The 16,860-nt window shown below is 63.7% G+C and carries 16 protein-coding genes; 11 read left to right on the forward strand and 5 right to left on the reverse strand.

Annotation, left to right across the window (positions count from 1 at the left end):
* Positions 1–4: 4 nt before the first annotated feature.
* Positions 5–934 (reverse strand): DMT family transporter, encoded by a 930-nt coding sequence (locus AO064_RS28610; RefSeq protein WP_064055359.1) that lies wholly within the window; start codon positions 932–934, stop codon positions 5–7.
* Between the two features lie 92 nt (positions 935–1,026).
* Between AO064_RS28610 and AO064_RS28615 the strand changes: the two genes are divergently transcribed.
* The 11 genes from AO064_RS28615 to AO064_RS28665 all read left to right on the forward strand — a co-directional run bounded on the left by AO064_RS28615 (position 1,027) and on the right by AO064_RS28665 (position 11,968).
* Positions 1,027–1,590, forward strand: coding sequence for a helix-turn-helix domain-containing protein (locus AO064_RS28615; protein ID WP_064055360.1), 564 nt, complete (start codon positions 1,027–1,029; stop codon positions 1,588–1,590).
* Between the two features lie 154 nt (positions 1,591–1,744).
* Positions 1,745–2,941: an SfnB family sulfur acquisition oxidoreductase gene (locus tag AO064_RS28620; protein WP_064055361.1), complete on the forward strand. Its 1,197-nt coding sequence runs from the start codon at positions 1,745–1,747 to the stop codon at positions 2,939–2,941.
* Positions 2,942–2,954: 13 nt separating this feature from the next.
* Positions 2,955–3,281, forward strand: a complete 327-nt coding sequence (locus AO064_RS28625; RefSeq protein ID WP_012724984.1) for an acyl-CoA dehydrogenase — start codon at positions 2,955–2,957, stop codon at positions 3,279–3,281.
* A complete protein-coding gene (locus AO064_RS28630; RefSeq protein WP_064055362.1) occupies positions 3,281–4,714 on the forward strand; it encodes an LLM class flavin-dependent oxidoreductase in 1,434 nt (477 codons plus the stop codon). The genes AO064_RS28625 and AO064_RS28630 overlap by 1 nt, the downstream gene beginning before the upstream one ends.
* Positions 4,715–4,826: 112 nt before the next feature.
* A complete protein-coding gene (locus AO064_RS28635; RefSeq protein ID WP_064055363.1) occupies positions 4,827–5,729 on the forward strand; it encodes an AMP-binding protein in 903 nt (300 codons plus the stop codon).
* Positions 5,726–6,499, forward strand: coding sequence for an ABC transporter ATP-binding protein (locus AO064_RS28640; RefSeq protein ID WP_064055364.1), 774 nt, complete (start codon positions 5,726–5,728; stop codon positions 6,497–6,499). The genes AO064_RS28635 and AO064_RS28640 overlap by 4 nt, the downstream gene beginning before the upstream one ends.
* Positions 6,496–7,377 (forward strand): branched-chain amino acid ABC transporter permease, encoded by an 882-nt coding sequence (locus tag AO064_RS28645; protein ID WP_064055365.1) that lies wholly within the window; start codon positions 6,496–6,498, stop codon positions 7,375–7,377. The genes AO064_RS28640 and AO064_RS28645 overlap by 4 nt, the downstream gene beginning before the upstream one ends.
* 4 nt (positions 7,378–7,381) lie before the next feature.
* Positions 7,382–8,431 (forward strand): branched-chain amino acid ABC transporter permease, encoded by a 1,050-nt coding sequence (locus AO064_RS28650; protein WP_012724979.1) that lies wholly within the window; start codon positions 7,382–7,384, stop codon positions 8,429–8,431.
* 18 nt (positions 8,432–8,449) lie between these two features.
* A complete protein-coding gene (locus tag AO064_RS28655) occupies positions 8,450–9,790 on the forward strand; it encodes an ABC transporter substrate-binding protein (protein ID WP_064055366.1) in 1,341 nt (446 codons plus the stop codon).
* 3 nt (positions 9,791–9,793) lie between these two features.
* On the forward strand, positions 9,794–10,561 hold the full coding sequence (locus tag AO064_RS28660) for an ABC transporter ATP-binding protein (RefSeq protein ID WP_064055367.1): 768 nt from the start codon (positions 9,794–9,796) through the stop codon (positions 10,559–10,561).
* A 12-nt stretch (positions 10,562–10,573) separates the two neighbouring features.
* Positions 10,574–11,968, forward strand: a complete 1,395-nt coding sequence (locus AO064_RS28665) for an FAD/NAD(P)-binding protein (RefSeq protein ID WP_064055368.1) — start codon at positions 10,574–10,576, stop codon at positions 11,966–11,968.
* A 42-nt stretch (positions 11,969–12,010) separates the two neighbouring features.
* Here the strand turns inward: AO064_RS28665 and AO064_RS28670 are convergent, their stop codons facing one another.
* From AO064_RS28670 to AO064_RS28685, 4 genes are read right to left on the reverse strand one after another with little or no spacing between them, the layout of a single operon-like run.
* Complete coding sequence (locus AO064_RS28670) at positions 12,011–13,255, reverse strand: efflux RND transporter periplasmic adaptor subunit (RefSeq protein ID WP_064055369.1); 1,245 nt, start codon at positions 13,253–13,255, stop codon at positions 12,011–12,013.
* A complete protein-coding gene (locus AO064_RS28675; protein ID WP_064055370.1) occupies positions 13,245–14,723 on the reverse strand; it encodes a TolC family protein in 1,479 nt (492 codons plus the stop codon). The genes AO064_RS28670 and AO064_RS28675 overlap by 11 nt, the downstream gene beginning before the upstream one ends.
* Entirely contained in the window at positions 14,716–15,933 is a 1,218-nt protein-coding gene (locus AO064_RS28680) for an ABC transporter permease (protein WP_064055371.1), read from the reverse strand. Before AO064_RS28680 ends, AO064_RS28675 begins: the two co-directional genes overlap by 8 nt.
* Positions 15,930–16,634: an ABC transporter ATP-binding protein gene (locus AO064_RS28685; RefSeq protein ID WP_064055372.1), complete on the reverse strand. Its 705-nt coding sequence runs from the start codon at positions 16,632–16,634 to the stop codon at positions 15,930–15,932. The genes AO064_RS28680 and AO064_RS28685 overlap by 4 nt, the downstream gene beginning before the upstream one ends.
* Positions 16,635–16,860: the final 226 nt, after the last annotated feature.

Raw genomic sequence — 16,860 nt, forward strand, 5'->3', positions numbered from 1 at the left:
CACCTCAGTTCTGACGCTCTTGCTCCAGCTCTTCTTCCAACGCCAGCGCTTTCTGCCCCTTAGTCTTCATTTCACTGACAATCACCGCCACCACAATCAACGCCGCCCCCACCATCGCAATCGGCGGGAAGCGCTCCCCGGCGATCCGCCCCACCACGCCTGCCCATACCGGCTCACCGGCATAGATCAACGTGGCCCGGGTCGGCGAAACACTTTGCTGCGCCCAGTTCATCGCCACCTGGATCACCGCACTGGTCAAGCCCAGGCCCACCGCACTGAACAGCAGCAGCCACGAAAACCCCGGCAACGCCTCGCCCATCGGCACCACCATCAGGAACGACAACAGCGACGCCGTGGCCAGTTGCACCACGGTCACCCGGCGCACATCCACCTGCCCGGCAAACGCGCTGATCAGGATGATCTCCGCCGCAATCGCCACCGCGCCAATCAACGTGGCGATTTCGCCGGCGCTGAAGTTCAGCGAAGCGCCCGCCGGCCCGGTCAGCAGCATCAACCCGGCAAACGCCAGCATGATGCCAATGCTCGGCATCAAGCCCGGACGACGCCCAAGCACCAGCCATTGCAGTAGCGGCACGAACGGCACATATAAAGCCGTGATAAACGCCGACTGGCTGCTCAAGATCGTCTGCAAGCCAATGGTCTGCAAACCGTAGCCAAACATGATTGCCACACCGATAAACACCCCGGCCTTCAACTCGAACAGGGTCAGGTCGCGCAGGGTGCGCAGGGAAAAGAACCCCACCACGATCGCCGCCGCCGCAAAGCGCAGGCCGACGAAAAACATCGGCCCACTGACGGTCATCGCGTGCTGCACCAGCAAAAACGTGCCGCCCCAGATCATGGTAATCACCACCAGGATGCATTCGGCTTTGCTGAAACGGTTGAAACGAGGGGAGGCGTTTGGGGTGGTCATGGCGGCTCGGTCTTGCAAGGGAAAGGCACGGACCGCACAATGCGCCGCACGCTGGGCAGTATACTGCGCACACCCACCCATTGAGCAATATAGTGCACAAAGAAAATCCACATCGGGCTTCGGTCCTGCAGCACGTCAGCCAGAACGTCCGTCGCCTGCGCCACGCCGCCGACCTGAGCCAGACCGCGCTCTCGGAAAAGTCCGGGGTCAGCCGGCGCATGCTGGTGGCCATCGAAGCGGGCGAAAAGAACGTCAGCCTGTCCACCCTCGACCGGGTGGCCGAAGCGTTAAACGTGGCCTTCAGCGACCTCATCCAGGCGCCGGACGCCCCCGACCACAGCCGCATCAATGAGCTGGCGTGGGCCGGTGAGATTCCGGGCAGCAAGGCGGTGCTACTGGCCAAAGCCAATGCCCGGCAAGAAGTGGAATTGTGGGAGATGCGCCTGGAACCCGGTGATCGCTACAGCCCCGAGCCCGATCCGGATGGCTGGAGCGTGCAGCTGTTCGTGTATGAGGGCGCACTGACCCTGATCCTCGATGACGAAGAAAAACACGTCGTGGCGGGTGAGTTCTATATGTTCGCCAGCCGCCAATCCCACGGCTATCGCAATGAGGGTGACGTGGCGGTGTGCTTCGTACGGACCGTGGTGATCTAACTGTTCGCCCGGCAACAGTGGATGGACACTTTGCTGGTTTGAAACGCGCTCTATTGCGCTGAATTGACAGCAACCCGCTGATTTTATTGGCGATTACTTTCAGGCACGACTCCTGCAATCACTCCAGCATCCCCTCGGAGCCTGGAGTCGGCCCATGTCAGCCCACCCTCAACACCCTGCCCATATCATCCGCTCGGACGCGGAAGCCATCGAGGTCGCCACGCGCCTGGCCGCACGTTTTGCCGTCGACGCCAGCGCGCGCGATCGTGATCGGATCCTGCCTTTCGCCGAACTCGAAGCGTTCTCTGCCAGCGGCCTGTGGGGCATCACCATTCCCAAAGAGTACGGCGGCGCTGGAGTGTCCTATGTGACGGTCGCTGAGGTGATCAAGCTGATCTCCGCCGCCGACCCGTCCCTGGGGCAGATCCCGCAGAACCACCTGGGCGTGGTGGACATTCTGCTGCAAACCGCGACCGAGGAACAAAAACGTCATTACTTCGGCAAGGTGCTGGCCGGTTACCGTTTCGGCAATGCCTTCTCCGAAGCCAAGAGCAAGAATGCCGGCACCTTCGATACCCAGATTCGCGTCCACGGCGACACCGCGCACATCAACGGCGAGAAGTTCTACTGCACCGGCGCGCTGTTCGCCCACATCGTGCCTACGGTCGGCAACAACGAACACGGCCAGGCGTTTATCGCCTTTGTCGAACGCGATGCGCCGGGCCTTAGCGTGATCGACAGTTGGGACGGCTTCGGCCAGCGCACCACCGCCAGCGGCGGCGTGACCCTCGACGGGGTAACGGTGCCCCTGACAGCGGTGATCCCCGCCCATCAAGCCTTCGACCAACCCACCGCCAACGGCCCGATCTCGCAGATCATCCAGGCCGCCGTCGACACTGGTATCGCCCTCGGTGCCCTCGAACAGGCGAAGATCTACGCCCGCCAGGCGCGACCATGGATCGACAGCCAGCAGGAGCACGGCTGGCAAGACCCCTTCACCATCGCCGCCATCGGCGACCTGGAATGGCGCGTCCACGGCACCGAAGCCATCCTCGCCAAAGCAGGTTTGGCGGTTGATCGCGCCCTCGCCGAGCCCAGCGAAGACACCGTCGCCCACGCCTCGCTGGTGGTTGCCCAAGCCAAAGTCCTCTCGGCTGAAACCGCCTTGCTCGCCAGCAGCAAACTCTTCGAACTGGCCGGCACGCGCTCGGTCACCGGCAAACATAACCTTGATCGCTTCTGGCGCAACGCGCGCACCCACACCCTGCACGACCCGGCCCGCTGGAAATACCACCTGATCGGCAACTTCGTGCTTAACGGCGTGAAGCCCGCGCGCCACGCCTGGAACTGAGGAGCCTGATTCCATGACCACACTGAAGCTTGCGCGCCAACTGTTGGACAGCACCCGCCGCCATGTCGAGAAAAGCGATGACCCCTATGTGATCAGCCGCTTCGGCGATCTGCAGATCCGCGTCGACGTGGCCGCCGCCTTGCTTGAGCGCGCCGAAACCCATCCCAGCCCGGTCGCTGCGACCGAAGCGCAGATCGCGGCCGCCGAAGCCTTGATCGCTGCCAGCAACGCCGAATTCGAACTCACCGGCCAACGCACCGCACTGCCGCCGACCCTCGATGACCCCCTGCGCTGGAAATACCAGGTTGTCGGTAACTACCACCTCAACGGAGTGCTTTGATGTCCCGTGAAATCCGCTTGAACGCCTTCGACATGAACTGTGTCGGCCACCAATCCCCGGGCCTGTGGGCGCATCCGCGTGACCGTTCGTGGCAGTACAAGGACCTGGAATACTGGACCGACCTCGCCAGGATACTTGAGCGCGGCAAGTTCGATGGCCTGTTTATCGCCGATGTGCTGGGCATCTATGACGTCTACAACGGCAATGGCGAGGCGGCAATTCGCCAGGCGACCCAAGTGCCGGTCAATGACCCGCTTTCGTTGATCGCGCCGATGGCCTTGGTCACCGAGCACCTGGGTTTTGGCCTGACGGCGTCGTTGTCCTTCGAACATCCGTACCCGTTCGCCCGCCGACTCTCCACCCTCGACCACCTGACCAAGGGCCGCATCGGCTGGAACATCGTCACCTCCTACCTGGAAAGCGGCGCCAAGAACCTTGGCCAGAAAGCCCAGACCGAACACGACGCGCGCTACGACTACGCCGAGGAATACCTGGAGGTCTGCTACAAACTCTGGGAGGGCAGTTGGGAGGAGGGTGCGGTGTTGCGCGACCGCGAGCGCCGGATTTTCAGCGACCCGAGCAAGATCCACGAGATCCGCCATGTCGGCAAACACTTCCAGGTGCCTGGCATTCATCTGTGCGAGCCGTCGCCGCAGCGCACGCCGGTGCTCTACCAGGCCGGTGCGTCCAGCCGTGGCAAGCAGTTTGCGGCTGAACAGGCCGAGTGCGTATTCGTTGCCGCGCCGTCCAAGGTGCTGCTGAAAAAGACCGTCGCCGACATCCGCCGCCGTGCCGCCGAAGCCGGGCGCGATCCGAAGAAGATCCTGATCTTCAACTTGCAGACGGTGATCGTCGGCGAGACCGATGCCAAGGCCAAAGCCAAGTTTGACGAATACAAATCCTACGTCAGCTACGAAGGCGCAATGGCGCTGATCTCCGGCTGGACCGGCATCGATTTCAGCCAGTTCAAACCGGATGAACCGCTCAAGCACGTGCACACCAACGCCATCCAGTCGGCGGTGGAAGCCTTCTCCACGGCGGACCCGAACAAGGTCTGGACCCCAAACGAACTGGCCGATTGGGTCGGCATCGGCGGCTTTGGCCCCTTGTTTGTCGGCGGCCCGGAAACCGTGGCGGACCTGTTGCAGGAGTGGGTTGAAGAGACCGATGTCGACGGCTTCAACCTGGCCTACGCGCTGACCCATGAAACCTTCATCGACGCCGTGGACCTGTTGGTGCCGGAGTTGCGGAAGCGCGGCGTGTACAAGACTGAGTACGCCCAGGGTACGTTGCGCGAGAAGTTGTTTGGCGACGGCGCAAGGTTGGCCTCCAACCACCCTGGTGCCGGTTACCGCAATTTATCCGACGCGCACATAACCAATGTGGGAGGGGGCTTGCCCCCGATAGCGGCAGTCCAGTCAAGGCACTTGTGACTGACACACCGCCATCGGGGGCAAGCCCCCTCCCACAGTAGATCGGTGTTGATCCAAATAATCCAGCCAGCGGACCACCGCACGCACACACCCCAATAGGAGCACTACCCCTATGAGCGTGCACGAACTCAAACGCCCACTGACCGCGGAGTGGCCTGCCGAACTGCTCGGCAACCTGCCCAAGGCCCTGGAACAACTGCACCACTGGGCGCAGATCACGCCGCTGCACACCGCCCTGCGCCACAAGCGCCAGGGCCAGTGGTACGCGTGGCGCTGGATCGACGCCTTGCGTGACGTGGAACGCCTGGCCGACGGGTTGCGCCATCAGGGTTTCAGCGAGCAGTCGCGGCTGGCCCTCAGCGGTGCGTTCGAACCGAACCTGTTGCTGCTGGCGCTTGCGGCGCATGCCATCGGTGGACAGGTCTTGACCCTGGCCGATGACCTGGATCCTGAGGCGCTCCAGCACCACCTGTGGCGCATTCGCCCCACTCACTCTTACGTGCAAGGCCGCCAGCACGTACGGGATTGGCAGTCGGCGAATCTACTGGATTTCGCCCAATTACTCGGCCCGCTGGACCCCGCGCAACACCTCGCACGCTGGTGGCAGCCCACGGGCGAAACCGCGTTGTGGAGCGAAGAGGGCACCCACTGGCAAGGCGGTCTCGCGGTGGTGCTGGAGCAATGGCTGAACAGCGGTCACGGCCTGGCCTTCCCGGAAAGCCTGGCCTCGGCGCGGCGCGATCGCAGCGAAGTCGCCCCCACCGGCCTGCTGTTGTCACCCGTGCGTTTGCAGCATCTGGCCGATGAGATCGAAAGCCGCCTGGCGCCTCACGGCACCTGGCGCCGACGTTTGTGCGACTGGGCCATCGCCCACCCGCAGAGCGGCGTGCGTCGCCTGCTGAAAAACCGCGTGCGCAAGCTGCTGGGTTTCCAACGCCTGGCCTACATCTGGCAACCGCTTAAACCGACGGCCGAACCGACCTGGCTGGCTGAGTTCACACGGGACATCGCATGAGCCAGGCCATTTTGCAGGTGCGGGATATCTCGCTGTCGTTCAAGGGCGTCAAGGCGATCAATGCCTTGTCCTTCGAGGTGGCGCGCGGCGAAATCTGCGCGCTGATCGGGCCGAATGGCGCAGGTAAAAGTTCGCTGCTCAATGTGCTCAATGGTGTGTATCGCTTCGATGCCGGCGAGATTGTCTTCGAAGACCAACACTTCCACCGCATCGACCCCTTGGGGGCTGCGCGTCGCGGCATTGGTCGCACCTTCCAGAACAACGCGCTGTTCAAAAAGATGAGCGTGCTCGACAACATTCTCACCGGCCTGTCACGGCACATGCGCAGCAATTTTATCGAACAGGCCCTCGGCTTACCCCGCGCACGCCGCGAAGCCGAAGCGTTCCGGCTGCGGGCCCAGGGCATTCTCGAATTCCTTGAACTGCAAGCTCACCGGGAGGTGTTGGTGGGCAACCTTTCCTACGGCCTGCAAAAACGCGTGGAACTCGGCCGGGCGTTGATCGCAGGGCCGAGCTTGTTGTTGCTGGATGAGCCCATGGCCGGCATGAACGCCGAAGAAAAGCAGGAAATGGCGCGCTTCGTCGCCGACGTAAACCGCGACCTCGGCACCACCGTGGTGTTGATCGAACACGACATGGGCGTGGTGATGGGCCTGTCCGACCATGTGGTGGTGCTTGATTACGGGCGCAAGGTCGGTGACGGCACGCCTGCCGACGTGCAGGCCAATCCCGAGGTGATCGCGGCCTACCTGGGAGTGGTAAACGAATGACGTTCTTCTTTGAAACCCTGCTCGGCGGCCTGCTCGCCGGCACCATGTACTCGCTGGTCGCCATCGGCTTCGTGCTGATCTACAAGGCCAGTGGCGTGTTCAATTTCGCCCAGGGCTCGATGCTGCTGTTCGCCGCGCTGACCTTTGTCAGCCTGCATGACCAAGGCGTGCCGTTTGCCCTGGCACTGCTGCTGACGGTGATCGTAATGATCGTCGGCGCCTTGTTCATCGAGCGCCTGGTCTTGAGGCCGTTGGTGAACCGTTCGCAGATCACCTTGTTCATGGCGACGCTGGGCCTGTCGTTCATTATCGAGGGCCTGGCCCAGGGGCTGATGGGCGCTCAAGTGCGCGCCCTCGACCTGGGTATCGACGACGTGCCGCTGTTCGTCGGCCCGCTGATGCTCAGCCAGTTCGACCTGATCGCTGCCGCCGCCGCTGTGGTGCTGGTGACGGTGCTGGCGTTGCTGTTCAACAAGACCCGCATCGGCGTGTCGCTGCGCGCGGTAGCGGATGACACCACGGCGGCGCTGTCCATCGGCATCAACCTCAACCGCATCTGGCAGATTGTCTGGGCGGTGGCCGGGATCGTCGGGCTGGTGGCCGGGCTGCTGTGGGGCGCGCGTCAAGGCGTGCAATTCTCGTTGTCGCTGGTGGTGCTCAAGGCTTTGCCGGTGTTGATTATCGGCGGCTTCACCTCGATTGGCGGGGCGATTGTCGGCGGGCTGATTGTCGGCGCGGCGGAGAACCTCGCCGAGGTGTACATCGGCCCGTTGATCGGCGGCGGTATCACGCCGTGGTTCGCCTACGTATTGGCCCTGGCCTTCCTGTATATCCGTCCCGCCGGCCTGTTCGGCGAGCGCGCCATCGAGCGAGTCTGAAACCATGTCGATCCCCCTTGCGCAAGAAACCGCGCCGTTGCTGCTGATTCAGCGGCGCATCCCCTGGGCCCTGATCGGCTTGTTGGCGCTGGCCTTTATCGCGGTGCCGCTGTGGGGCAATGATTATTGGCTGAATGCGATCCTGATCCCGTTCCTGGTGCTGTCGCTGGCCGGGCTGGGCCTTAACCTGCTCACCGGCTACACCGGACAGACATCGGTGGGGGCGGCCGGCTTCATGGCCGTCGGCGCGTTTGCCACCTATGGATTTCTGTTACGCCTGCCTGAATTGGGTTTGCCGGTGGCGCTGCTCGGCGGTGGGGTCATCAGCGCCTTGGTCGGCCTGTTGTTCGGCCTGCCCAGTTCGCGGATCAAGGGCTTCTACCTGATGGTCACCACCCTGGCCGCACAGTTTTTCCTGGAGTGGCTGTTCGTCAAATTTCCGTGGTTCTACAACTACGGTTCGTCCGGGACTATCTCCGCGCCGAAGCTGGCGCTGTTCGGTCACGACCTCAACACGCCGTTGGGCCGCTACCTGCTGACCCTGGTCACCGTGCTGCTGCTGACCTGGACCGCGATCAACCTGGTGCGCAGCCAGGTCGGGCGCAACTGGATGGCGATCCGCGACATGGACACCGCCGCCGCCGTGGTCGGCATTCCGGTGGTGCGCTACAAACGCCTGGCGTTCGCGGTCAGCTCGTTCTACCTGGGCATCGCCGGCGCGCTGTGGGCCTTTGCCTACCTGGGAACGGCCAGCGCCAGCAGCTTCGATATCAATCGTTCGTTCCAGATCCTGTTCATCATCATTATCGGCGGCATGGGCAGCATCGCCGGCAACTTTGTCGGCGCGGCCTTTATCAGCCTGCTGCCGATCTTTCTCAGCCACGCCGGGCAGGCGCTGTTTGGTGGCGCGGTGGATGCGGGGCAGTTGCAGAACCTGCAGAAAATCATCTTTGGCGTGTTGATCATCGTGTTCCTGATCAAGGAACCCGAGGGCTTGATTCGCCTGTTGCACAACCTTCGCGATCGGCTGCGTCAATGGCCCCTACGTTTCTGACTGACTAAGAGAATCCAAATGCGTGCATCCTTGAAACGTTCCCTGGCCGGCGCCGCCTTCGCGCTGGCTGCCCTGGCCGGTGCTGTGCCTCAGGCGGTGGCCTCGCCCGACCAGCAATTCTTTCCCCTCGCGACTTACCGTGTCGGTGCCTATGCGTCGAGTGGCGTGCAGGTGTGGGCGGGGATGATCGATTACCTGCGTTACATCAACGAGGTCGAAGGCGGCATCAACGGCGTCAAACTGGTGTGGCAGGAATGCGAGACCGAATGGACGGCGGAGAAGGGCATCGAGTGCTACGAGCGCTTCAAGAATGGCCTGGATGGCGCGCCGGTCGCGGTGTACCAGCCCAACGGCGCCCCGGCGGCGTACGCGCTGAGCGAGCGGGCGGAAGTCGACAAGATCCCGCTGATCACCCTCGGCTACGGCCGTACCGAAGCCACAGACGGCACGGTGTTCCCCTACAATTTCCCGGTGATGCTGACCTTCTACAGCGAGGCGTCGACGCTGGTGAACTACATTGCGCAGCGCGAAGGCGGTTTCGACAAACTCAAGGGCAAGAAGATCGCCACGGTCTACCACGACTCGGCCTACGGTCGTGAAACCCTCGGCCCGCTGAAACTGCTCGCCGAAAAATATGGCTTCGAAAACATCCAGATTCCGGTCGCCGACCCTGGCAACGAACAATCTGCGCAATGGCGCCAGGTGCGCCAGGCCAACCCGGACTGGGTGTTCCTGCGCACCTGGGGCGTGTCCACGCCGGTCGCGGTGAAGACCGCCGCGCGCTTCGGCTTCCCGGTGGACCACATCATCGGCGATATCTGGGCCAGCTCCAGCGAAGACGTATTGCCCGCCGGTGCCGCCGCCAAAGGCTACCTGGCGCTCACGCCGTACCCAGCCGGTGCCGACTTTGAGATCCACAAGCGCCTCAAGCGCTACATCCTCGACAAAGGCCACAGTGACCTGAAGGACCTGAAGAACTTCGGCAGCGTCTACTACAACTCCGGCCTGGTGAACGCCGCCGTGGCGGTGGAAGCGATCCGCACCGGCCAGGCCAAGTTCGGCAAGCGCCCGCTCAATGGCGAAGAAGGCCGCTGGGGCCTGGAGCACTTGAACATCGACGATGCGCGCTTGAAGGACATGGGTTACCTGGGCCTGATGCAGAACCTCAAACTGTCGTGCCGCGACCACGAAGGCGGCGGCTCGGCGCGCGTGCAGCAGTGGGACGGCGCTCACTGGACGCTGATCAGCGACTGGATCGCCGCCGACCGCGCCCTGTTGCGCCCGCTGATCGATGAAAAGTCGGCAGCGTTCGCCAAGGAAAAAGGCCTGACGCCACGTACCTGCACCGGGGATGAATAAACCATGAGCCAGCCCGCCACCGACACCACACGCCCGTCGCTGCTGACGGTCAACGATATTGAAGTGATCTACGACGGCGCCATCCTCGCGGTCGCCGGGGTGTCGCTGAGCGTGCCCAAGGGCGCCATCGTCGCCTTGCTCGGTGCCAATGGCGCCGGCAAGAGCACCACGCTCAAGGCCATCTCCGGGTTGGTGCGTGCCGAGCGGGCCGAGGTCAGCCGGGGCACGATCGAATACGCCGGCGCCGACCTGGCCGGCATCGACCCCAGCCAGCGCGTGCGCCAGGGCATGGTCCACGTGCTGGAAGGCCGCCATGTGTTCGGCCAGTTGAGCGTGGAAGACAACCTGCGCAGCGGCGGCTTCGTGCGGCGCCTGAGCCGCAAAGACATGGCGCACGACCTGGAGCGCATCTACGCCTGGTTCCCACGGCTCAAGACCAAGCGCCACACCCGCGCCGGCCTCACCTCCGGCGGCGAGCAGCAGATGGTCGCCATCGGCCGGGCGTTGATGACCCGCCCTACGTTGGTACTGCTCGACGAGCCGTCCATGGGGTTGGCGCCTATGATCGTGCAGGAGATCTTCGCGATCATCGCGCAGCTCAACCGTGAGCAGCAGGTAAGCTTCCTGATCGCCGAGCAGAACATCAACGTCGCGCTGAACTATGCGTCCCACGGCTACGTATTGGATACTGGCCGCGTGGCCTTGAGTGGCAGCGCCGCTGAACTGCTGGCGCGGGGCGACTTGCATGACATTTATCTGGGCAAACAGTAAGGGCGACTCCGCATGACTGAATCCATCTGCAACGCCGATGTACTGATCATCGGCGGCGGCCTGAGCGGCACGATGCTGGCCGTGCAACTGTTGCGCCTGCCTGGCCAGCGCCAGATCCTGGTGATCGAGCCGCGCGCGGAACTCGGCCGGGGCGAGGCCTACAGCGCCGTCGAGCTGGGCCACACCCTGAACGGCAATGCGGCGCGCATGAGTGTCGACCCGGACAATGCCGACGACCTCACCGAATGGCTGACCGACTTTATCGGCGCTGACGGCTGGCCTGAGTCGGATCAGCAGCACGTACCGATCAGCGAACTGTTCCCGCCACGCGGGATTTTCGGCTTGTACGCCCAGCAACGCTTGGCCGAGGCGAAGGCGCAGTCAGCGTCCAGCGTCGAGCATGTGCGCGGTGAAGTGGTCGACCTGCGCGTGGAGGAAGCCTCAACGCTGCTGACCCTCGACAACGGCCAGCAACTGCGCGGCGCGTTCGCGGTACTGGCCACCGGCATGTTCCCGGCGGCGCGTACGCCACAGACCGAGTCCAGCGGGTTGAACGCGGCGGCGGTGGACCCCTGGGATGTGAGCGCGATGACCGAGATTGACCCGCAAGCGACGGTGCTGATCATCGGTTCCGGGCTGACCATGGTCGACGCCGTGGTTTCCCTCGAGCAGGCCGGGCATCGCGGGCCAATCGAAATTTTCTCGCGCCACGGCCTGCTGCCCCATGTGCGCCGGCAACCGCCGAGTTGGGTGGATTTTCTCGGCGAGGATCACCGCCTGCGCAGCCCCCGGCAATTGCTGCGTGAGGTGCGTCGGCAATGCGCTATTGCGCACGCGCAGGGCATCGATTGGCAGGCACCGCTGGACACCGTGCGTGCGCACATCGGCCGTCTTTGGAGCCAGGCCAGCGCGGGCGAGAAACGCCAGTTCGTGAGGCATGTGCGGCCGTGGTGGGAGAGCCATCACCACCGCTCGCCGCCGTTGAGCGCGCAGTTGGTGGCGCGCTTGCAAGAGGAAGGGCGGTTGCGGATCCGGGCGGCGTCGTTCAAAGGCCTGGAACCTGCGACGCAAGGGGTGACCATTCGCTTGCGTTATCGCGGCGAGCACGCGGTGACCCAGGTGTCGGGCGCAGCGCTGATCAACTCCAGCGGCATCGAATACGATTGGCGCCGCGTGGCCCGGCCGCTCCCGCAGCAGTTGCTCAAGCGTGGGCTGATTCAGCCAGGGCCGCTGGCGTTGGGGATTGCGGCGGATGCATCGGGGGCGGTGGTGGATGCGCAGGGGCAGGTCAGCCAGCGGTTGTTCGCCATGGGGCCGCCTTTGCGGGGGATGTGGTGGGAGAGTACGGCGGTAACGGATGTAGCGCTGCAAGCCAAGGCGCTGGCCTCAACGCTCACACAAATCTGAAGGTGGGAGCTGGCTTGCCAGCTCCCAGAGTTTGAACCGTGTTCAGCTTCCGACTTTTACGAAACCCGGCCTAAGCCCAAACACCTCAACCCCCTGCGCCGTCGACTGCCCGGTCGTCACCTTCACCCGCTCCACCGGCTTATCCATCGCCTCGCGGTACTCAACGGTCTTGTCCGCCTGGATCGCCTGGCTCGGAACCACAATCGCCTGCGCATTGTTGTAGGTCACGATGGTCAACCGCGCACTCATCCCCAGCCGCACCCGCTGCAACTGCTGCGGCGTGAGCTTGGGAATCGATAACGTCACCGGAAACTGCGCGCTGCCCTGGCTGTCACTGGCAATCGCCAAGCCACTGACCACGCTCACCGAACCGGTCAGCCGCTCGCCATCAAACCCATCCCCCAGTACTTCAACCGCCTGGCCCTGGTGCAGTTGGTTGATATCCAGCTCCGACACCTTGGCGACGATTTTCAGCCGTTCGATATTCGCCAGTCCAAACAGCACCTGGCCTTGGCTGACCTTGCTGCCGGCCTGCACCGGGGCCGTGTTGTTGCCGCCGCCTTGGGGTGAAGGATTGCCGGGCGGCGGCACCACGATGCCGGCGAACGGCGCCTTGACGTCCTTGCCTTCGAGCAACGTGTGCAGGGCCTCGTATTTCACCGTGGCATTGGTCAGTTCCATATCGGCGATCTGGCGGTATTCGCCTTTGCCCTGGTCGATGGCCTGTTGCAGTTCGCTGCGCGCGGAAGCGAGGTCCAGTTGTTGCTGCTGGGTTTGTTGCTTGAGGTCGTCCAGCTCATTGCGCGGGATGATGCCGCGCTTGAACAGGTTTTCGCTTTCAGTGAGTTTGCGCTGGGTGTTGCCGGCGGTCATTTCGGCGGTGCGCAGGCTGCGGCGCGCGCGGCTGACGGTAGGGCCGTTGTTCCAGTCCTGCATCTCTTGCACGGTGCGCCGGGCCTTGAGCTGCGTGGAGAGGGCTTCACGCAGCTGCACTTCCAGGGTCGCCGGGTCCATGCGCAACAGCACTTGGCCGGCCTCGACCCGCTGGCCTTGTTCCACCAGGTTGGCCTGTACGTTGCCGTCGAAGGGCGCGGTGAGGGTGATGGTGGTGTCGGGTTCGATCCTGCCCACCAGGCCGATCTGGTGCACCAGCGCGTCGGCTTTAACCTCCTGCCAGTGCTCGGCGGTGGTCGCCGGATCGGACGCAGGGCTGTGCAGGGCCAGGCCTGCGCCCGCCAGCAGCACGATCAATACAGCGCCCAGCAGGCGTTTCTGATTAGTAGTCATTGAGGGCGATTTCCCAACTTTCCAGCGTCATGCCCAGGGTCAAGTCGAGCTGGGTCTGGGCGTTCAAATAAGCGATCAGCGCATTGAGGCGCGCATTTTCGGCGTTGCGCAGGTCGGTCTCGAAACTCAGCACCTGGAAGTTGGTGGAGCGCCCGGCGCTGAGTTTCTCCCGCTCGATCTCGATCTTGCGCCGCGACAACTCCACCGCGCGCTGGGAAATTTCATACTGGCGCCAGCGCGTGCCGAGGTCGCGCACTACATCGTTGACGCTGCGTTCCAGCTCCTGGCGTGCATCGGTGATGCGGATCTCCTGGTCCTCCACATTCACCCGCGCGCGCACTTCGGCCTGGCGCGTGCTGATATCGCCGATGGGGATTTGCACCTGCACCCCAGCGTAGCTGTCCCAGGTGCGGTTGTTGGAGCGGCCTGTGTCGTTGTCGTAGGCGTCGCGTACCTGATTGGCGCCGGCCACCAGGTCCACCTGCCAACGCCCGGAGTCCTTGGCGATCACCAGGTTGAGGTCAGCCTGTTGGCTGCCGAGCAGGGCGGCGAGGTATTCCGGCTGCTGGGTCTGCGCCAGGTTGAACGCCTGGCGCTTGTCGATCTGCATGGGCCTGGCCTCCAGGGCTTCGGTGGCGCGAATCGGCGTGGACAGGTCGAGGGCCAGCAGGCGCAGCAGCGACAGGCGGTTGGTGTCCAGTTGGTTTTGCGCCTCTTCCACCCCCAGTTGCTGGGTGGCGATATCGGCTTCGGTCTGTACGATTTCGAACTCGGCCATGCGCCCGGCACTGATCAACGCCTTGTTCACTTCCAGCAAGGTACCGGACCGCTTGAGGGCGTCCTGGACGATACTCAGTTGTTCCTGGGCGCGCAGCAGTTCGCGGTAGGTGGCGATGATCTGGCTGATGGTCTGCGCCACCGTGGCCTTGAGGTTCAGGCGGTTGGCCTGCTCCGACAGGCGCGACAGGCGCAGCGGCGCGGTGGTGGCGTCCCAGCCGGCGCCACGCAGCAGCGGTTGGATGATCGCCAGGTCCAGGCCGTCGCTGCGGTAGCGGCCGGCGCGGTCGGCGGTGTTCAGCTGCTGGGTCCAGGCCATGCTCAAGCGCGTACCGTACTCGCCGAGCAGGCTGGTGGCCGGCGCCACGTTGGCATTGCGCGCATTGTCGGCGGAGCCGCGGGTGCTGCGGTACGCGCTGTTGAGCGTGAGTTTGGGGTTGAACACGTCTTCGGCCACGCGCAGGTCGAATTTCTGGGCCACCCGTTGCAGGTACGCGCTGCGGATCGCCGGGTTGTTGCGCAGGCCCAGGTACACCGCATCGCCCAGGGTCAGGGTGGTGAGCTGGGCATTCAGCGAGACGCTGCGCTCATAGCCGCTGCGCGTCGTGCTCGGTGCCGACGGCTTGATCACCACGTCGGCCGCCACGCCCTGCAGGCTGAACAGGGCAAGCCACAGCAGCCACTTATTCATCGCGCAGGGCCTCCACCGGCTGCAGCCGTGAGGCCGAGATCGCCGGGTAGAGGCCGAAGAACAACCCCACCAGCAGTGTACTGCCCACGCCCAGCGGGAGGGCGGCGACGGCCAGGGCAAACGCCCAGCCTGACAGCCAGGCATACAGCCAGGCAGCGGTCATGCCCAGCACCGCACCACACAGGGCGCCGACGGCGGTGAGGGTTACGGCTTCAAGCAGGAACAGGTTACGGATATCCCGCTGGCGCGCGCCGAGGGCCATGCGAATGCCGATCTCACGACGGCGCTCCGAGACGTTCATCAACATCACGTTCATCACCCCCACGCCGCCGCCGACCAGGGAGATCGCGCCGAGGGCCAGCAGCAGGTAGGCGAAGGTGCGGCTTTGCCGGGTCATGCCGTCGATCATTTGCTGGGGCACCTGGATGTCCACATCGTGGTCGGGCAGTTGTGGTTTCAAGGCTGCGGCGGCCTCTTGGGCAAGGCGTTCCATGTCTTGGCCGGGCGCGGCGCGGATGATCACGTTGCCGATCTGCGGCATGGCGTAGATACGGCGCATGCCTTCGGCAGGAATGAACAGCGACTCATTGGCCTGCACCGGCATCAGCATCGCGCGTGGCTGGCTGCGCAGGATGCCCACGATCAGGAACAGGTAGTCGTTGATGCGCACGCGGTCGCCCAGCTGCAGTGGGTCGCCCGGCGAACCCAGGGCCTCGGCCAACGGGTCACCGATCACGGCGTAGGTTTCGTTGGCATCGAAGCTCGACAGAAAACGTCCCTGTTGCACCACCAGGCGCATCGCGTCCTTGATGTCCGGCGTGCTGCCGACGAAGTTGGCGTTGACGGTCCGGCCGTGGAACACGATGGGCCCGCTGAACAAGGTGAGGGCGCCGATGTGGGTAATGCCCGGTACCGCTTGGCGCACGGCGTCCAGGTCGAGGCGAGCGGGCGTGGTGATAGTGCCGCCGTTCTTGGCCGGGAACTGGGCGACCAGGGTGTCGGTGCCCATGTCCTTGAAAATCATCGCGGCGTCCACCGCCGCGTTGTGCCCGATATTGATCAACGCCACCACCGATGAACTGCCGATGACGATACCCAGCAGCGCCAGGATCGAGCGCTTGCCCAGGGTGCGCAGGCTGACGAACGCTTCATGCAGCAGTTGGCTGAGGCTCTGTTCGACCCGCAGGCTGCTCTCTACCTGCGGGGTCATAGGCGCCCAACCTCTTGTACCACGCCATTGCGTACCAGGATCTTACGTTCCAGGCGCTCGGCAATATGCGGGTCGTGGGTGACGATGATCAGGGTGACCTGTTGCTCGCGGTTCAGAGCCAGCAGCAGGTCCATGATGTCCTGGGCCGTGGTGCTGTCGAGGTTGCCGGTGGGTTCATCGGCCAATATGACCGAGGGCTTGCCCACCAGTGCGCGCGCAATGGCGACACGTTGGCGTTGGCCGCCGGAGAGGTCGGCGGGGCGATGGTGGGCGCGGTCGGCCAGGCCGACCTGTTCGAGCATGCGCAGGGCCTGCTCCACCGATTCCTGGCGCGACACGCCGCGATAGCTCAAGGGCAGGGCGACGTTATCCAGGGCACTGAGGCGTGGCAGCAGGTTGAAGCTCTGGAACACGAAGCCGATCTGCTGGTTGCGGATGGCCGCCAACTGATCAGGGGTGGCGTTGAAAATGTCATGGCCGGCAAAGTGGTACTGGCCGCCGTTGGGCAGGTCCAGCAGGCCCAGGATATTGAGCAGGGTACTTTTGCCGGAACCCGAGGCGCCGAGGATGCCGCAGCTGTCGCCACGGGCGATGCAAAGGCATACATCATTGAGAATGGACAGGTGTTGCCCGGCCAGCTGATAGTGCTTGCCGATGCCTTGCAGGGAGATCAAGCCTGGGTGCGCGGGGGTATCTATCATGAATACGCCTTCAGTCTCGACGCTGCCGTCCTCTTCCCCTGGTAAAGCCTTGTAACAAGTTAGGGGGTCGCCTCGGCGCGCGCCATGGACCTTTTTTGCTTCTTGTTTTTAAAATATTGTTTGAATACTAACCGCGTTCCAGCTGCTTCGCCAGCCATCGATGTAGAGCCGTTTCAGCTTGGGAAAAGGCTTACTTCAGGGGGCCGGAAGGCGAATCAAAACACGC

Origin of the sequence: Pseudomonas marginalis (genome assembly GCF_001645105.1) — a bacterium.
Lineage (GTDB): Bacteria > Pseudomonadota > Gammaproteobacteria > Pseudomonadales > Pseudomonadaceae > Aquipseudomonas > Aquipseudomonas petroselini.